At 54.1% G+C, this 16,084-nt stretch carries 12 protein-coding genes and 1 pseudogene; 7 read left to right on the forward strand and 6 right to left on the reverse strand.

All coding sequences use genetic code 11. The features are described from left to right. Positions 1-64 precede the first annotated feature (64 nt). Positions 65-1,033 (reverse strand): alpha/beta hydrolase, encoded by a 969-nt coding sequence (locus FC75_RS12100; RefSeq protein WP_202813290.1) that lies wholly within the window; start codon positions 1,031-1,033, stop codon positions 65-67. A gap of 193 nt (positions 1,034-1,226) precedes the next feature. Continuing rightward, positions 1,227-2,237, reverse strand: a complete 1,011-nt coding sequence (locus FC75_RS12105) for an NAD(P)H-dependent flavin oxidoreductase (protein WP_054662663.1) — start codon at positions 2,235-2,237, stop codon at positions 1,227-1,229. Between the two features lie 130 nt (positions 2,238-2,367). Between FC75_RS12105 and FC75_RS12110 the strand changes: the two genes are divergently transcribed. Then, positions 2,368-2,970 carry a TetR/AcrR family transcriptional regulator gene (locus FC75_RS12110; protein ID WP_054662666.1) on the forward strand — a complete coding sequence of 201 codons (603 nt, stop codon included), beginning with the start codon at positions 2,368-2,370 and terminating at the stop codon, positions 2,968-2,970. Positions 2,971-3,477: 507 nt separating this feature from the next. On the opposite strand, the gene FC75_RS12115 is transcribed toward FC75_RS12110, so the two are convergent. Both FC75_RS12115 and FC75_RS12120 read right to left on the reverse strand, forming a co-directional pair. Then, on the reverse strand, positions 3,478-3,876 hold the full coding sequence (locus FC75_RS12115) for a PTS sugar transporter subunit IIA (protein WP_056989987.1): 399 nt from the start codon (positions 3,874-3,876) through the stop codon (positions 3,478-3,480). A gap of 82 nt (positions 3,877-3,958) precedes the next feature. Further along, positions 3,959-6,700 carry a sigma 54-interacting transcriptional regulator gene (locus FC75_RS12120; RefSeq protein WP_056989988.1) on the reverse strand — a complete coding sequence of 914 codons (2,742 nt, stop codon included), beginning with the start codon at positions 6,698-6,700 and terminating at the stop codon, positions 3,959-3,961. 241 nt (positions 6,701-6,941) lie between these two features. Between FC75_RS12120 and FC75_RS12125 the strand changes: the two genes are divergently transcribed. The 5 genes from FC75_RS12125 to FC75_RS12145 all read left to right on the forward strand — a co-directional run bounded on the left by FC75_RS12125 (position 6,942) and on the right by FC75_RS12145 (position 13,248). Further along, entirely contained in the window at positions 6,942-7,424 is a 483-nt protein-coding gene (locus FC75_RS12125; RefSeq protein ID WP_054662673.1) for a PTS sugar transporter subunit IIB, read from the forward strand. 2 nt (positions 7,425-7,426) lie between these two features. Then, the gene (locus tag FC75_RS12130; RefSeq protein WP_056989989.1) at positions 7,427-8,242 is read left to right on the forward strand and encodes a PTS mannose/fructose/sorbose/N-acetylgalactosamine transporter subunit IIC; all 816 of its coding nucleotides are present in this window, start codon (positions 7,427-7,429) and stop codon (positions 8,240-8,242) included. Beyond that, positions 8,239-9,069, forward strand: a complete 831-nt coding sequence (locus FC75_RS12135) for a PTS system mannose/fructose/sorbose family transporter subunit IID (protein WP_056989990.1) — start codon at positions 8,239-8,241, stop codon at positions 9,067-9,069. Before FC75_RS12130 ends, FC75_RS12135 begins: the two co-directional genes overlap by 4 nt. A gap of 13 nt (positions 9,070-9,082) precedes the next feature. Beyond that, positions 9,083-9,802, forward strand: a complete 720-nt coding sequence (locus FC75_RS12140) for an alpha/beta hydrolase (protein WP_054662684.1) — start codon at positions 9,083-9,085, stop codon at positions 9,800-9,802. 179 nt (positions 9,803-9,981) lie between these two features. Continuing rightward, on the forward strand, positions 9,982-13,248 hold the full coding sequence (locus tag FC75_RS12145) for an LPXTG cell wall anchor domain-containing protein (protein WP_056989991.1): 3,267 nt from the start codon (positions 9,982-9,984) through the stop codon (positions 13,246-13,248). A gap of 150 nt (positions 13,249-13,398) precedes the next feature. Here the strand turns inward: FC75_RS12145 and FC75_RS12150 are convergent, their stop codons facing one another. Then, a complete protein-coding gene (locus FC75_RS12150) occupies positions 13,399-13,989 on the reverse strand; it encodes an NAD(P)H-dependent oxidoreductase (protein WP_054662696.1) in 591 nt (196 codons plus the stop codon). A gap of 79 nt (positions 13,990-14,068) precedes the next feature. Then, positions 14,069-14,602: a Crp/Fnr family transcriptional regulator gene (locus FC75_RS12155; protein ID WP_054662699.1), complete on the reverse strand. Its 534-nt coding sequence runs from the start codon at positions 14,600-14,602 to the stop codon at positions 14,069-14,071. A 208-nt stretch (positions 14,603-14,810) separates the two neighbouring features. Here FC75_RS12155 and FC75_RS13095 point away from each other — a divergent pair. Next, positions 14,811-16,084, forward strand: a pseudogene (locus FC75_RS13095) (phosphoketolase family protein); the annotation flags it as partial.

Raw genomic sequence — 16,084 nt, forward strand, 5'->3', positions numbered from 1 at the left:
CGCACTCAATTTGCCGGTAGCTGTCCGGCTGAGCCACTGGAAATGTTTTCTGAGTGCGCCGGCGCTACCCATCATGCCGCCAATAGTACTTCTCAGTCGCCGCTTTGAACGCGGCCTGCCAGGCAGCCGTGGCCTTCTTCGCAATCGCGGTCTTAGGCGCCACAATGTCGACGCCGTGAAACCAGCCATCGTAAACGTCGCAGTGCGCGGCAACGCCGGCATCCTGCAAATGCTTAATGTAGGTCAACGTTTCTTGGTAAAACGGCTCGATCGTACCGACAAACGTGTACGTCGGTGGCAGATTGCGATAGTCCGTGGCTCTCGCCGGGGCAGCGTACGGCGAAACGTGATCGGTGCGATAAGCCGCCCCCAGGTACAGCCGCCAAGCGTTGGCGTTGCTCTTCGTATTCCAAATCGGCGCATCGTTTTCCGCAGAAGACGCGGTTGGCCGATCATCCAGCATCGGGTAAAGCGGCATCTGAAAGGCAATGGGAATCTCGCCCTGGTCGCGGGCATACAGCGTGAGGGCAGCGGTCAAGCCGCCACCGGCACTTTCGCCAGCGACAAACAACTGCTCAGGATTGATGCCGAGCGCCGCATGATGATCATTCATCCACCTCAACGCTAAATAAGCATCGTCAAGCGCCGCCGGGTACGGGGCTTCCGTAGACAGGCGATAATCGGGCATGACGACGACGGCATTGCTCACGGCTTGCACGTGCCGGGCATACGACAGGTCAATTTCCGGTATCTCCATTGCGTAGCCGCCGCCGTGAAGCCAAAGCACGCCAGTCGCCAGCGGTTTGGGCTGCATCGGCTGGGCAACGATGATCCGCAGGCGACTGCCATCTGGGCGCTGCGCCCAGTGCTCAGTCACGTTCATGTCCTTGGGAAAATGCCTTTGGGCGAAGTGTCTCATGAACCAGTTCCCACGGCGGAAAAATTTCGCACTCATCTCTGGCACCAACTTGCGGACCACTACCCCTAATTTCCGCACATCCGGGTGAATCTGATTGTTTTTAATGTGTGCCAAAACGCTCACCTCTGCTGACGATCCTTTTCTATACTATCACTGACTAATACTGTGGCGGTGATCAAGAAACTGCATGTTCAGACCAGCCGCGCCAAAACGTAAAAAACACGCCGGACAGCTCGCACACCAAGTGCATGCGAAACCTCAGACGTGTTTTTTGATGGCCGCAGCTCAGTCGTGCTGCGGGAAAAGACTACTTCGCGTTTTCGTCGTAATCGGCCATCATCTCATCGATGACTTCCTTGACTGGCTGAATGCTGTGCACCATTGAGATGCCAGTGCCCACGGACACATAGCCGCGCTCCAGGTCACCATCCAGCATGCCAATCCGCATGCCGCTGGTGCCGCCCATCAGCTTGGCGTTGGCCTTTTTGGCTTCGGCTGCCGGCAGCGTGCGGTCGTTTTCGGCCAGCTGGTCAACCAACTTGGTCGGCAAAGACCGGTAGTAGTCTGGCAGCGTCCGGAACAGGGTCAGGTCCTCGGCGTTTGAATCCACGATCAGCTGCTTGACGTTCTCCGCAGCTGGATTTTCCGTTGTCGGGATCAGGCGAGAACCAACGTAGACCCCTTCCGCGCCCAGCGCAAAGGCCGCGTTGACAGTGCGCGCATCGGCGATCCCGCCGGCCAGCAACACCGGAATTTTCACGGCGTCGGCGATCATCGGCATGATAGCAAACGAACCGATCTCGCCGCCGGGCATGGTGCCGCCTTCGTCAAAGCCAGTCGCCACGTACACGTCCGCGCCCTGCTTTTCGACGGCCTGGGCGTCCTCGATCGACGGCTGCAGGGAGCGCACGATGGTTTTAATACCGTGGTCCTTGAGCGTCTTCATGGTTGCCGGGTCGACGCCGTAAGTGTCGCTGGACACGCCGCCGAGCGAGTTCAGTAGCACGGCCGGCACGTGTTCTTCGATGACGACGTCCAGAATTTTCTTCGTGAAAATCGATGTGTCGCCACCGGCCACGATCAGCGTGACGGCAAACGGTTTGTCGGTCAGCGCCTGGGTCTGCTTGACCTGTTCGCGCATGCGCTCAGCGGTTTCATCGGCGCTAGGCGTCACCGTGTGCGCGCCGGCGTTGGGGCCGAGAATGCCCATTCCCCCGGCATTGCTGACGGCGGCGACAAACTTGGCATCCGTCAGCCACGACATAGCGCCTTGGACGAATGGATACTTGATGCCTAGAATTGATGCGACTCGATTCATGTTTTATCCTCACCTTTCGTTATCTAACCTCACTATACAAAGCGCCATGACGGGCTTCAACTGGCAAAGTAGGGTTTTCTGTGCGTTAAGTGTCACTTAAAGGGTATACTGTCCGGTAAGAGGAAAAATCATGAATAAAAACGATCTGCGTTACCGCAAAACCGAAACCAACTTGAAACAGGCCTACCTGGCGCTGCTGGCCGAGCACGACTGCCGCACCATTACGGTCAGTCAGCTGTGCACCCTGGCCCAGTGTGCACGCAATACTTTTTACCAGCATTACCCCGACCTCGAGACGCTAAAAGATCACATCATCGGCGAGGTCCTAGACGAAATCTCTGGGGCCTTCCACACCACCGATACGGACCTGGCGCAGATCGACGCCAACCGGACGCGCCAATACGTTGAAGGCATCATTGCAGGTGTCACCAATCAGCAGGAAACTCTCCAGCGCCTATTCGCCAAGGACGACGGGACCTTCCAAAAACAGCTGACAGACGTAATTTACGCGCAAGTGATAGCCGGCGACCGCTCGTTATCCAAAGTCGCCGACACGCCGGTCAACCGTCTCAACGCCGCGTATCTGGCCGCTGCGGTTGCCGGCTTCATCGCCAGCTGGCTCAGCGACCCTGAGGTGACACCGGCCATGGCAGAGCAAACGCTGCTGGCGCTTCATCAGCCGACCATCAACACGAGTACCGCTTACCTGACAACGGCATCGCAGAAGGGGTAGCACTACCCCATTGGCATCACGCTCGTGTCTCGCTATTCTGGCCGCGGCACTTTACCCATCAAAAAGGCCTGGCCATCCCATAGCTAGACCCGAAACGCGAAAGAAAGCAGGAGAGATACCCTATCAATGTTTCCCGTGAAACATTGCCAACCTTACCCCGACAATCACCGGGCATGATCACATCATAGAATCCCTACCCCACCGGTATCGAAGGCGATAATCTCTCTCAGCGCCGCAATGCCATGACCATCACCGGTCAGATTAGTCGCGGCAGTGGTTGCCGTTACACCATGACCCCGGTCTACACAGCCCATCACAAGCTCGCACCGCAAACTCAACAGCGGCCGCCCTCCAACAGGATACATGTTCCTCTTTGGTTGGCTGCAAACCTTTTCAGGAGAACATCATGCGCGTACGCAAAAAGCCTGCCAGATCAATTTCTGACAGGCTTTTCGTGAGTCGCATTGGTCACCTGATCCATCAGGGAAAACAAAGGGTGCCATCGGCTCAGAAAAAATCATCATCCGCATCGAGGTCCAGGACCACCTCGCGAACGTCTTTTTTAGCATTCTTAATGGCTTTACTCAGCGGCACCGGATCAGTTGGAGAGGCCAAGACCAGTTGCAGCACTAAGGCCAGATTCATCCCACCGACCAGCCGGACATTCGGCAGGTCGAGCAGTGCCATCGCGGCGTTGCACATTGACCCGCCGACAATATCTGCCAAAATGACCACGTCTTGATCCGCAGTGATCGTTTGGCGCAGGTTGGCGATGATCGCGTCAGGCAGTTCACCAGGCATTAACCCGTGTGCCTCTAAGTTGGCCTGAGGCCCCGCAATCATTTCGACCGCGGCCTTCATCCCCAGTGCCAGTTGATTGTGGGATACCAGAATTATTCTCGACATCTATAAGACTCCTTCAGGTTGATTCATCCCTTCACAAGCAAGGAGTATGCCAAGGGACTGTCGAACTATGGCAAAGGCAACGCTAGTCCGTAAACACAATGTCGTAGAGATAATTCAGCTCCCCCTCGGGAACTGTCACGCCATAAGTGGTTTCGATCTCGGATAACGCGCGGCGCAGTTGGGCCAGCCCCTGGACCCGTGGCTCAACATCGGTCACATGCGCATACTCCAACGGCTTGTCATTGCGAATCAGACGCTCGATCAACGCCGAGATGTGCACGTACAGAGTCGCCCGCTGATTATTGGAAAGATGGATTTTCGCGCTGTCCTCCAGCCGCTCAATCATTTTACCAACGATTTTGATCACCTTATGAACGTCTAGGATCGTCACCGCCGAAAGCAGCCGCTCCAGGGAGAGATTCTGGATGAGTTTGTCATTGATCGAGGCCAGCTCCTCAGCGTCCGTAATTGTCGGAAACAACTGCTGCACAACCTCGGTCCCCTTGTTTGAAAAGAGCATCTCCAGTGAGATGAAGGGCACGTCCGGTAGTTTCGGATCGTTGGTGCCCACGATTGCGACCACGTCGTATTGCTTAAACATCGGCGCTTCCCGCTGATATTTGAGCAAAAAGGCGTAGTCGACAGACTCCACTTTATAATTCACGGAAGCCGGAATGCTGTGTTCTAACAACGCCTCGATTTGGCGTGCGGACCCCACCCCGGTGTGGCAGGTCGTGACGATCATTGGTGTCTTCTCGATCACCGGGTAAGTTAGCTTGTACTGTGGCAACAATTTATCCTGCACTCGGCGCCCAATCTCATCGATGCCCGCGTCCTGCTGGATCATTTCGCCAACGTAAAGCGCCTCTTGCGTCGACACATTATTGATCAGGAGCAGCGGCCCGGTCAGCAAGTCGCTCAGGGTCTCCGGCAGCACCATCAGGGAACCCATGTCAACCAACACGATCAGCCCTTTGTGACAATCATACTTTTTGACGTAATCGACCAGAAAACTTTTGACCTGATCGACAGACACCGTCAGCGGCATGTCGTACGCATCAAAAACCTTGCCATTGAGAAACTGGTTGGTGACATCCGCGATTGAACTGGCGGTCGAAAACCCATGGGCCAAGATCAAGGCGTGCTGCCCAGTTTCTTCAGCATTCAGCTCAAGGCTGACCAGGTAGCTCAGCAAAAGTAGCCGGTTCAGGGCATCCAGCCGAAAGTCCAGCTGGGTCCGGACCAGGTCCAAGAACGCCTTTAGCAGCTGATTTTCGACTGTCGCGTGTTCGGTCAGCAGCGCCAGCAGGTGCTCAATTTTGGCCTCGTTAGCCGGAGTCAAGGTCAGTTCAAAGTCGTGCTTGCGATACAGAAAATTAGCAATGGTGACGACGGCGTTGCCTTTAATTTTCACAAAAAAGCTTGAATTCAAGTAGTCAAACAGCTTCTGAATCACCGCCGTCAGGTACTTCAGCGACTCGTTTTCGAAACGCTTGTCTTGGTGGACCATCTGTTCCATCAGCGCGGCCGTTTCTCGGGCCAGTTGTTGCTTCACGACATCCGGTGTGATCTGCTGGGTCTGGTAGTCATTTTCCAGCCGTAAGAATTTCTGAATCAGCTCCTTCACCAGCGTATTGTCGTCATGCCAGGCTTTCAGGTAATCCGACAGCACGCTTTTGGGGGTGAAAACCACCGGCTCTTGGACAATCGTCTCCTGCTCGTTGACGGCCAGCAAATTGGTCAGCAAGCCGTTGCCGATATTCTCAGTGGCGATCGTCATGGCCTGCTTGCTGTCTGACTGGGAGAAAACGCGGGCGCAAAGAATCCGCACATCCGATCGCAGCTCACCAACATTGGCTTTGTAGGTGTGATTGTACAGGCGGTTGATGATCCACGGGCTGACCGTGATCTGCATATCGAGCCGTTTGGCCTCATTGATGAACGCCTGGTAGATATGCGTCCGCAGCTCGATTTTGGACCGGTCGTTGAGATTCGGCACGGTCACCGCGATTGGAATCCGCCGCATGAACGTCTGGAGGAAAGTCTCCTGCAGATCCTCGGTCGTCGCAAAGACAAGGCGGACGTTTGATCTGCGAATGGCACTGGTGTCCCCCATGCGCTGGAACGTCCCGGTATCCATGAACGAGAAAAGCTTCTCCTGGCTTTCCGGATCCAAGCGATGGCACTCATCTAGGAACAAGATCCCACCATCGGCCGCCTCCAGCATCCCCTTCATGTCACTGACAGCCCCGGTGAAGCTGCCCTTGACGTAGCCGAACAGGTTGCTCGAAAGCAGTTCCGGATTGTGGTAATACTGCGCGCAGTTAAGCGTTAGAAATGGCGCGTGCGCTTTTAGGATGCCTTCCTGCACGCAGTACTCATACGACAGCTTAGCCAAATAGCTTTTGCCGACCCCGGTGCTCCCGGAGAGAATAAACGGCAATCCGTTGGGTGGGTATGCCAAGGCGGTAATAATGCGGTCAATGTCCTCCTTCATGCTTTGGTCGCTGCCGATGAATGACTTGAAGACATTATTTCTCGCCGTTTGCTCGTGTTCAAGGGCGGCTAGTGATGGGTAAACGTCCAGCTTGGGGACAAAAAACTGCGCCGCAAACGCCTCGTGGTCGGCAAAATACGTCGGCCGTGACTTGATCTGCAAGACCTGGTGCGCTTTGAGCAACTCATTCAGGTACTGACTGGTCGTATTACGGCTCAAGTGCACCGCGCTGGCAATTGCTTCCGTCGTGATCGCGGTCAGGTCGGCCAAGCTTGAGGCCGCCTCGGTCAACTGCCGCACTTGTGCCCCAACTTCATGAACCCCCATTGAGTGCGCCTCCTTCGACACATTATAGAATCGTGTCTGTTCTGTCGAAAACATCATACCATTTATTCACTGGTTCACAAGAATTTCCTGAAGGCGCTTTTATAAATGTCTTCGCCAGCCCCGTCAAACCACGGTTCACGTCTTATTCGCCAATTACTGGCACCATAGTTGCTTATTCAACGGTGAAGGCCTAAGTTCCAAATTCTGCAGAAAAAAAGATGAGGTGATCTTATTGATAAAAATGTTACGCATTGACGAACGCCTGATCCACGGTCAGGTCGCACTGATCTGGAGCCGAAACCTTGGCGTCAGTCGGATCATTGTCGTGAACGATAAGGCAGCAAATGATCCGATTCAGACGGCCTCCTTGAAAATGGCGACCCCTGACACCATGAAAGCAATTGTGTTGACGCGCGAAAACGCCAAGGTCCTGTTTGCCGATCCGCGGATCCAGCAACTCGACAGCTTGATCGTCGTGAATAATCCGCAAGACGCGCGCTTCGTCACGGAAATCGTCTCCGGGATCCCACGGGTCAACATCGGCAACTTCGGCCGGGTCGGTAAGGCAGAAGAAAAGAAACAGTACACGGATAACCTGCGGCTGAGCGACCAAGACGTCGCCGACCTGCAGGCCATCGAGGATTCAGGCATCACCCTCAATTACCAAATTGTACCTGATCAGCAACTGATTGCATTCGACAAACTCATTAGCAAAGGAGCTTAAACATGGTTATTCAAGCCTTACTAATTGCCATTATCATGTTCCTCACCAAATTCCTCGACTGGGGTTTCTTCAACATTCAGATCCGGCCGATCTGGATCGGCCCTCTCGTTGGGTTGGCGCTTGGGGACTTGCGCGAAGGCGTTCTAATGGGGGCAGCAATCGAGGCCGTCTTCTTGGGCACCTTCAGCGTTGGTGGTTCAGTACCTTCCGATGTCGCCTCTGCTGGGGTGTTCGGCACTGCCTTCGGGATCTTGCTAGGCAAGGGCACCTCGGCGGCCGTCGCGTTATCCATCCCGATCGGCTTACTCGCGGTGTTACTCTTCAACCTGATTGCCGGTGTCTTCTTCAACTTTGTCGTTGACTTCGAAGACCGCGCCGTTGCAAACCACAATGATAAGCTTTTCACCGCCGCTCACTACTTCGCCATCATCTTCTACCCTACCGTTTATGCGATCATGGCGTTCGTGATCATGATGGTCGGCGTTGAACCCGTTAAGAGCCTGATGGACAGCATGCCGGGCTTCGTCAACAACGCCTTGACTGCCATGTCCGCTGCACTGCCAGCCTTAGGGATGGCGATCCTGGTCAACTCGATGTGGGATAAGCAATTGATCCCGTTCTTCTTCATTGGTTTCATCCTGGCTGCTTACCTGAACCTCGGCACCATGCCGATTGCCGTTCTTGGGGCGGCAATCGCGGTTTACTACGTCCTGACCGACTTCAGCAAGCGTAAGAACAACAAGAATAACCCTAGCGGACCGGCCACCGGCGACACCGGGAAGACTGGCTCCAAAGAAATGGAGGACTTCTTATCGTGAGTACAAAAAATACGACTTTGACCACTGAAGACAAGAAAAACATTCACAGCATCTTCTGGCGCGGCTTCACTGTCATGGGTGAAATGACCTATGTCCGGATGCAGGGACCAGGTTTCGGCTGGACCATGATGCCGCTGCTGCGCAAGCTTTACAAAAATGACGACGACTACTACGCCGCACTTACCCGGCACATGCAGTACTTCAACACCAACCCTGTTTTCCTGCCGTTCCTTCAAGGGATCGTCTACTCCATGGAGAAACAGAACGCGGAAAAGCCCGTTGATAACATCGAAGAAAGTGTGCAGGGCCTCAAAGTCGGCTTGATGGGACCACTGGCCGGCTTGGGCGATTCGTTCTTTACCGGCACCTGGCGTGTCATCACGACCGGGATTGCTTTGGGACTGGCCACTCAGGGCAACGTCCTGGGGCCGATTCTCTTCCTGCTGCTGTTCCACCTGCCGTACTACTTCGTTCGTTACTACGGCGGCGTCTTAGGTTACAAGGTTGGGGCGAACTACATTTCTGAAGCCCAAGAAAGTGGGCTCCTCACCTCCATCACTAAAGGTTGCTCCATGCTGGGTCTGATCATGATCGGCGCCATGAGTTTCCTCAACGTGCCCCTAAAGTTCACGGTCAACACCAAGTTTGGCGGTGTGCCGTTCAAACTGCAGGACACCCTGGACGGGATCCTCAAGGGCATCGTGCCCCTGCTCATCATCTGGCTGATGATTTGGCTGCTCCGGAAGAAGAAGGTCTCCACGACCGCACTGCTGATTGGCGTCATCGTGATCTCTGCGGTGCTCGGCGGCTTAGGAATCATGATTTAGGGGCAGAACGCACATGATCATCGAAGGAAGTTATTTTGCAACTGCACTCTCTCGTCATCAGGATTATGTCGCGGTGCTACCCAAACAGTTGTCACCCGAGACGCACATCATGTTCCTGTTGCACGGCGTGAACGCCAACGAAAAGACCTGGCTCGTGAACACGCCCCTGCCAGACCTCGCCAATCAGCACAATATCGCGTTCTTCTGCCCCACCGGCGAAAACAGTTTCTACACGGACCACATGGACGGCGAAGACTACGGTGTGGCGGTCGGCGAGCAGTTCTACCAAGCAATGAGGGCCACGTTTAACCTGCGCTTCACTTACCTCAACACGGCCATCGCAGGCTACTCAATGGGCGGATATGGCGCGGTCAAGCTGGGGCTGCAATTTCCCTACTACAGCCAAATCGGCGGCTTTTCACCGGCGTTCATCTTCTATAAGCGCCACCGCGATGATCCCGTCTTCAAGCACGTCTTCGTCAAGGGCCTTGAAGGCAGCGAGAACGATGCCGTTTATCTGTTTCAGCAGCGCCAAACCGCCGGCGGGCCGGTGCCAGCGACCCATCTGTACTGCGGCGACGCTGACCCGCTCGATGCGCACACACGAGCGTTCAAACAGGCCGTTGATGAGATCGCCCCGGGAACGGTGACCTATAAGCAGCAGCAAGGGTTTCATGACTTCTCGCTGTGGCGGCCGGCACTGGTGGATTTCATTCAAACCATCTGGCACTAACTGAAAAGAATCGCGGTTTTGGGGACCGCGATTTTTTTCGCCAAAATTTCGCGCCCGACTGGCATAAAATCGACACAATCTGGCATTTTGCTTGCTTATTCAAGCACGTGGGCGATTTTATCCAGGAGGTGAAAGTATTGCATGCTTCAAGGTTCTTACAACATTACAGGAGGAAAGATATGAAACACAGATTAGCCTGGTTTGGCTTTATCATGTCAATTGCTGCTGTCTTCACGACTGCACTGCTACCAAATCAAGAAACCAACGCCGCAGCAGATCCTGCAATCAGTGATGCGGTGACACTCAACATCACCAAAACAAACGGCTTCTTACACCCCGCGATCAGTGTCGATCCAGAGCAACTTCAAAACACGCGCCGCGAGTTAGCGACGGGGGCGCAGCCATGGCAAGCTTACTATGAAGGCATGGTTCAAAGTCCTTATGCAAGCCGCGACTTCAAGGCGGCCAACTTGAAAAGCGGGACCTTCGATACACCAAAAGATGCCACTTTTGCTTCTTCTGGCCAGGAGTTAACCCTTAGCGCCGATGGCTTCCGTGCCTACACGCAGGCCATTATGTATTACCTGACTGGGCAAAAGCAGTATCGTTATAATGCCATCCGCCTGGTCCGAACTTGGGAGAACATGGATCCCGCCGGATTCAAATATTACGCAGACGCTCACATTCACGCTCCCGTGCCCTTTTACTATATGGTCAGTGCAGCGGAACTGTTAAAGTTCACCTCCGTCGACGGCAATCTCTACACTGATGCTGAGGGTAATCAGGTCAATCTGAACTGGACCAGCACGGACAACAGCAAGCTGACTCAGAACTTGATCGATCCTTTAGTCACCAACTTGCTGATCAAAACCAAGGATCAATACTTTGCCCAACATCTTTATCCGTTGACCGGCGCCCTAGCCGCCGCCATCTTTAAAAATGATCAGGCCGCGTACACCGATGCGGTTGAGCAGACCTTTGTTAACGCTGGCTCGTCGCGACCAAACATCAACGGTGCATTAAACAATCTCTTCCACCAAATGAGTGCTGACGACCCCCGTAATCCCGTCAAGCAGGACTTTGTTGAACACCTGGAGATGGGGCGCGATGCCAACCATGCAAAGGACGATGTATTCTGCTTCACTGGTCTGGCGCGCGTGATCAATAACCAAGGGACATTAGTCGATCCAACCACTGGTGAACCCTCGACTGCAGCCAACGCTGTTGACCCTTATCAGTTCGGCAACAACCGGCTAATCGAAGGCGCCGAACAATTCTATCGGTACAACGACGGGGAAACCATCCCCTGGATTCAAGTGTCCAAACCGGGTGACACTACGCACCCAGCCATTGAGGCCGATGGCGTTCAAAACATCATCGATTTCGGTGGTGCCGTCAGCACTGATGGCCGAGGCCGAATGAACAAACCGTATACCTCCAGTGAACTATACGACTACTACCGATTCCAGGAAGGCCTATCCGCAGCCGAAATCGCCAAGCGCTACCCGGCAGTGGCAACTCAAGCCACCCACCTGAATGGGACCACCTTCTATGAAGGCACAACCGCACTGAACTACTGGGGCGTGTACAGCGACAATAAGATCACAGAAATTGGCACAGACTACTGGCTCTCGATGCCGGCAGCTAAGGGCAGTGACAGCGCCACTTTCCCGTCAGCGCCTGCAACCAATGCTGATGTTAGCTTCATTCAACACGGCACGATTCTTGACGAGAATCACGCCCAGTTGACAAAGGATGGGATAACCGTCGAAGCCGTATCTGACCAGAAGGACATCAAAGAAACAGCTTACGACAAGCGTTATCCGCAAGACACGACCACCGCTCGTGGCGGCTCACAAATTGCCTTAGCCGGGTTGGTCAAGCCGACAGATGGTTATTTTGCAATCAAGCTGAAGACCAATGGCGTGGCAAAGTTGTTGATCAGCTCAAGCAATTTGCCTAACAAAGCCTATCAAACCCTGACCCTTCCAAATACCAAAAATCAGTGGCAAACCGTCGCTTACCCGACCAACGGCGGCCAAGCTTACATGGACTTCTACGCTGTGGTGGGCAAGTCATCTACTAAGGTCACTTTTGCCGCAGCCAGCTACACCGATCAGGCCGCACTGCCAGTCATTGGTGAGACCGCTCGTGACACGGCAGTCTTCTTGGGTCACACCATCACTCTGAAACTCAGCGCCACTAATGCCACCACCCTAACGTTGGCCGACGGTCCAAAAGGGCTACAACTTGCCGCTGATGGCACCCTATCTTGGAAGCCGACCGCTGCTGGTGACTACCCGGTCACAGTGACGGCAACGAATGGTCAGCGAACCGTCAACAAGACCTTTACAATCAGCGTTAAAAAGGACCGGACCACCGCGTACAACCAAGCCACCCAACAACTCAGTGAAGGCGTTTATACAACCGCTTCGATGGCAAAAATTAATACAGCTGCTAAGGCCGTCATCAATCTGCTCGATCATGGTGACGATGCCGCCTTCCAATCAGCGCTTACAGCATATACCGAGGCAATCAAGCAAGGCGAGCTGCTCAATCCAACGCTGGAAGACCATAGCTTGAACTACGCAGCATATCCTGACATGACGATTGCCAATTTACTCACCAAAGACACATTGAGCCTCGACCCTAAACAAACCTTCAATACCACCGCACTGGTCGACAACGATCCGGCGTCTTACGGCGGTGACTGGATGACTCCGGCCGTGCTAGACTTCGGCGAGAATTATCGGGTGACACTCACCTCCTCCTCATTTCTTGCTCGTACCGGTTTTCCGAATCGTACGCAAGGCGCTAATCTTTATGGCTCAAACGACGCCAAAACTTGGACGAAACTGACCACGACCACAACAAAGCGCGATAACCAGATGCAGACAGTGGCAATCGATCAAGCCCAGCAGGGTATTGCTTACCGGTACATTAAGATTCAAGTTGATGAGCCCGGTGAGCCGACCGACCCGGCCTGGCCTGGAATCGCTAGCTTTGCCGATATCCACTTATTTGGCACTCGGACTGAAGTAACGAAAGATGCCGCTGGTAGTACCCGGCCAAAGCTGCTCAGTGAGCCAAGCCAACCGGCGCTCGATGACCACAGCACCAACCAAACCGAAGTGACCAACCCGACCAAAAAGCCGTCACAACCTACTGGAAGCGATGCTAGCTTCAATCATGGTCAGTCCACTGCCGCTTCACGTGGTCACAACCACCCTTCAGCTGATCAGTCTTCAATCAAGGCTGAGGCCAAATCAAAGAAACCAGCCCCTATCAAAGCAAACCGCACAAGTGTGAAACAGGATAAGCATGCAAGGAAGGCTTATCCTCAAACGGGTGAATCCCATCGCCTGACGTATAGTATTGCTGGTTTACTGATAGCAGCCGTCAGCGCACTGCTGATGATTGCCAGAGTCAAACGCGCCAACAGATAACGTCACCACTCAGTAAAGGCTTCGAGATAAAAGTGATAATAACTAAATAAGAGATCTAGAATCTTTGGCATTGGTCATGAGAATGCTGGAGATTCTGGATCTTTTTATGTGAGACGACAAAAAAAGCGGTTATTCACCGCTCTTTGCCAATCACTGCCGTGCGCCGGTCGCATTGGCCTGCTTGAGCCAGCCTTGGCGCTTGGCATCGGAACTCTTTTTCACCATGTTGCAGCTCATCCACTTCACGTGCTTGAGCCCCATTTTGACGAACGTACCGCGGACCAAGGCGCGCTGGATGGCATTGCCGAAGACCCAGCGGTACAGGCTCTTGGGCGTGTTCATCGTGGTCATGATGGTGGTCGACTTGAGATTCGGCAGGTTCGAGGCCATGCCGACGCCGCCCTTGGTGTAGTTAAAGGTTTCGCCAGGGAAAACCACCTTGTCGATGAAGCCTTTCATCATCGCTGGCATCAGCTCCCACCAAATCGGAAAAATCAAGATCAGGTGATCGGCCGCCTTGACGCGTTCAATGTAGTCAATGGCCTGCGGGTCCTGCGCCTTGTGCTTCAGAAAACCAATCAGGTCCTTGCTGTGCATGACCGGGTCAAACCCGTCCGCCTCCAGATCGATCACGTCGACGGTGTTGCCCGCCTTTTCCGCACCAGCTTTGGCCGAGGCCATCAGCGCATGGCAGAAGCTGCCGTCATAGGGGTGACTTGTTACGATTACTGTGTTTGTCATATTGTTTGCCTCCAAATGTTGATGAGGTAAGCATAACGAGGTTTGAACAGCGCAGCATTAACGATTGTTAATTCTGAAATTATTTTTTGACGCGGCTGCGAATTCGGGACAGCGAGACTGGCGTGATGCCCAGATAAGAGGCTAACTCGTACTTCGGCACGCGCTTGACCAGCTTAGGGTCGCTGGCCAGCAGCACCTGGTAGCGCGCTTCCGGCGAGTCCTGAATGCGATTGAGAAAATACTGCGTGTAATCGATAAACCGGTGGCACACATAATCGGTGAACACCGCCATCAGCTGGGGCTCTTTTTCCAGCGCCTGCCGCAGCGCCTCACCATCCACGACCGTCACCGTCGTCGGCTCGATCGCCGTGATTGAAAACAGGCTGGGCTTGCGCAGATAAAAGCTCTCAAACGACGACACGACCTGCCCTTCGAAGAAAAACTGCACCGTAATATCACGGCCGTCATCGTTGTGCCACAGCCGCACTGCGCCGCGTTCGACGAAGTACAGCTGGGTGGCAACATCCCCCTCGCGCAGCAGGTCATCCCCGCGGTCGATTGTTTTCTCGTGACCCATTTGTTTGAACCGGTCGTAGTAGTCACTCAGTTTCATCTCAGCGCCTCGTTTCTCTTTCAGATTACTCCGGGCGATTCCACCTAACAGTATATAGAAGAACCTCGACTGTGAGTGCATTTCTTCAGCTTTTGCTCTGGTAAATACCGAGGCTCACACCATTTTAAGCAAAGATAAGCGATTTTAAGCATAAATCCTTAAAACGTGTTATACTCAAGCTAACATAACCAAGAAAGTAGGGATCTGAATGTCCGAAGTCGATTACTCTTCTAAGGAATATTTTGACAAGCTGACCGCATACTGGCGGGCCGCAAACTATGTCTCCGTGGGTCAACTGTACCTGCGCGACAACCCGCTGCTGAAGCGGCCGCTCAAGTCCAGCGACGTGAAAGTCAATCCATTGGGCCACTGGGGCACCATTGCCAGTCAGAACTTCATTTACGCGCACCTGAATCGCCTGATCAACAAGTATGACCTGAACATGTTTTACATTGAAGGCCCAGGTCACGGTGGTCAGGTCATGATCTCCAATGCGTACCTCGATGGCACCTACACCGAGACCTACCCGAACATCACCCAAGACGAAAAAGGTATGAAGATCCTGTTCAAGCGCTTCTCGTTCCCTGGTGGTGCCGCCAGTCACGCCAACGCGCAGATTCCCGGCTCCATTCACGAAGGCGGCGAACTCGGCTACGCGCTGAGCCACGCGACCGGCGCGATCCTCGACAACCCGGACGTCATTGCGGCCACCGTCATTGGCGATGGCGAAAGCGAAACGGGCCCCTTGGCGGCCAGCTGGTTCTCTAACACGTTCATCAACCCAATCACCGATGGTGCCGTTTTGCCGATCATCAACATGAACGGCTTCAAGATCTCCAACCCGACCATCCTATCCCGCAAGACCGATGAGGAACTCACCGAGTACTACGGCGGCATGGGCTGGAAGCCTTACTTCATCGAAGGCGATGACCCGGAGAAGCTGAACCCAGAAATGGCAAAAGCCTTCGATTCCGCCATCGAAGAAATTAAGAGTATCCAGAAGCACGCCCGTGAGACCGGCGACACCACAATGCCGCACTGGCCAGTGATGATCGTCCGCACGCCAAAAGGCTGGACTGGCCCGAAGAGCTGGGACGGCGATAAAATCGAAGGCTCGTTCCGTGCCCACCAGATCCCGATCCCGGTATCCCGTGATCACATGGAGCACGCCGACGCTTTGGAAGCTTGGCTCAAGTCCTACAAGCCGGAAGAGCTATTCGATGACAACGGCGTGTTGAAGCCTGAGCTTAAGGCCATGGCTCCGACTGGCACAAAGCGCATGGCGGATAACCCGATCACCAACATGGGCAACCACACCAAGCCACTGGTCCTCCCTGACTTCCACAAGTACGCCCTCGACAACACCGAGCGCGGCAAGAACGTGCGTCAGGACATGCTCATCTGGTCCGACTACCTGCGCGATTTAATCAAGCTGAACCCGGATAACTTCCGCGTCTTCGGCCCTGACGAAACCATGTCCAA

Source organism: Lacticaseibacillus camelliae DSM 22697 = JCM 13995 (assembly GCF_001436615.1).
GTDB lineage: Bacteria > Bacillota > Bacilli > Lactobacillales > Lactobacillaceae > Lacticaseibacillus > Lacticaseibacillus camelliae.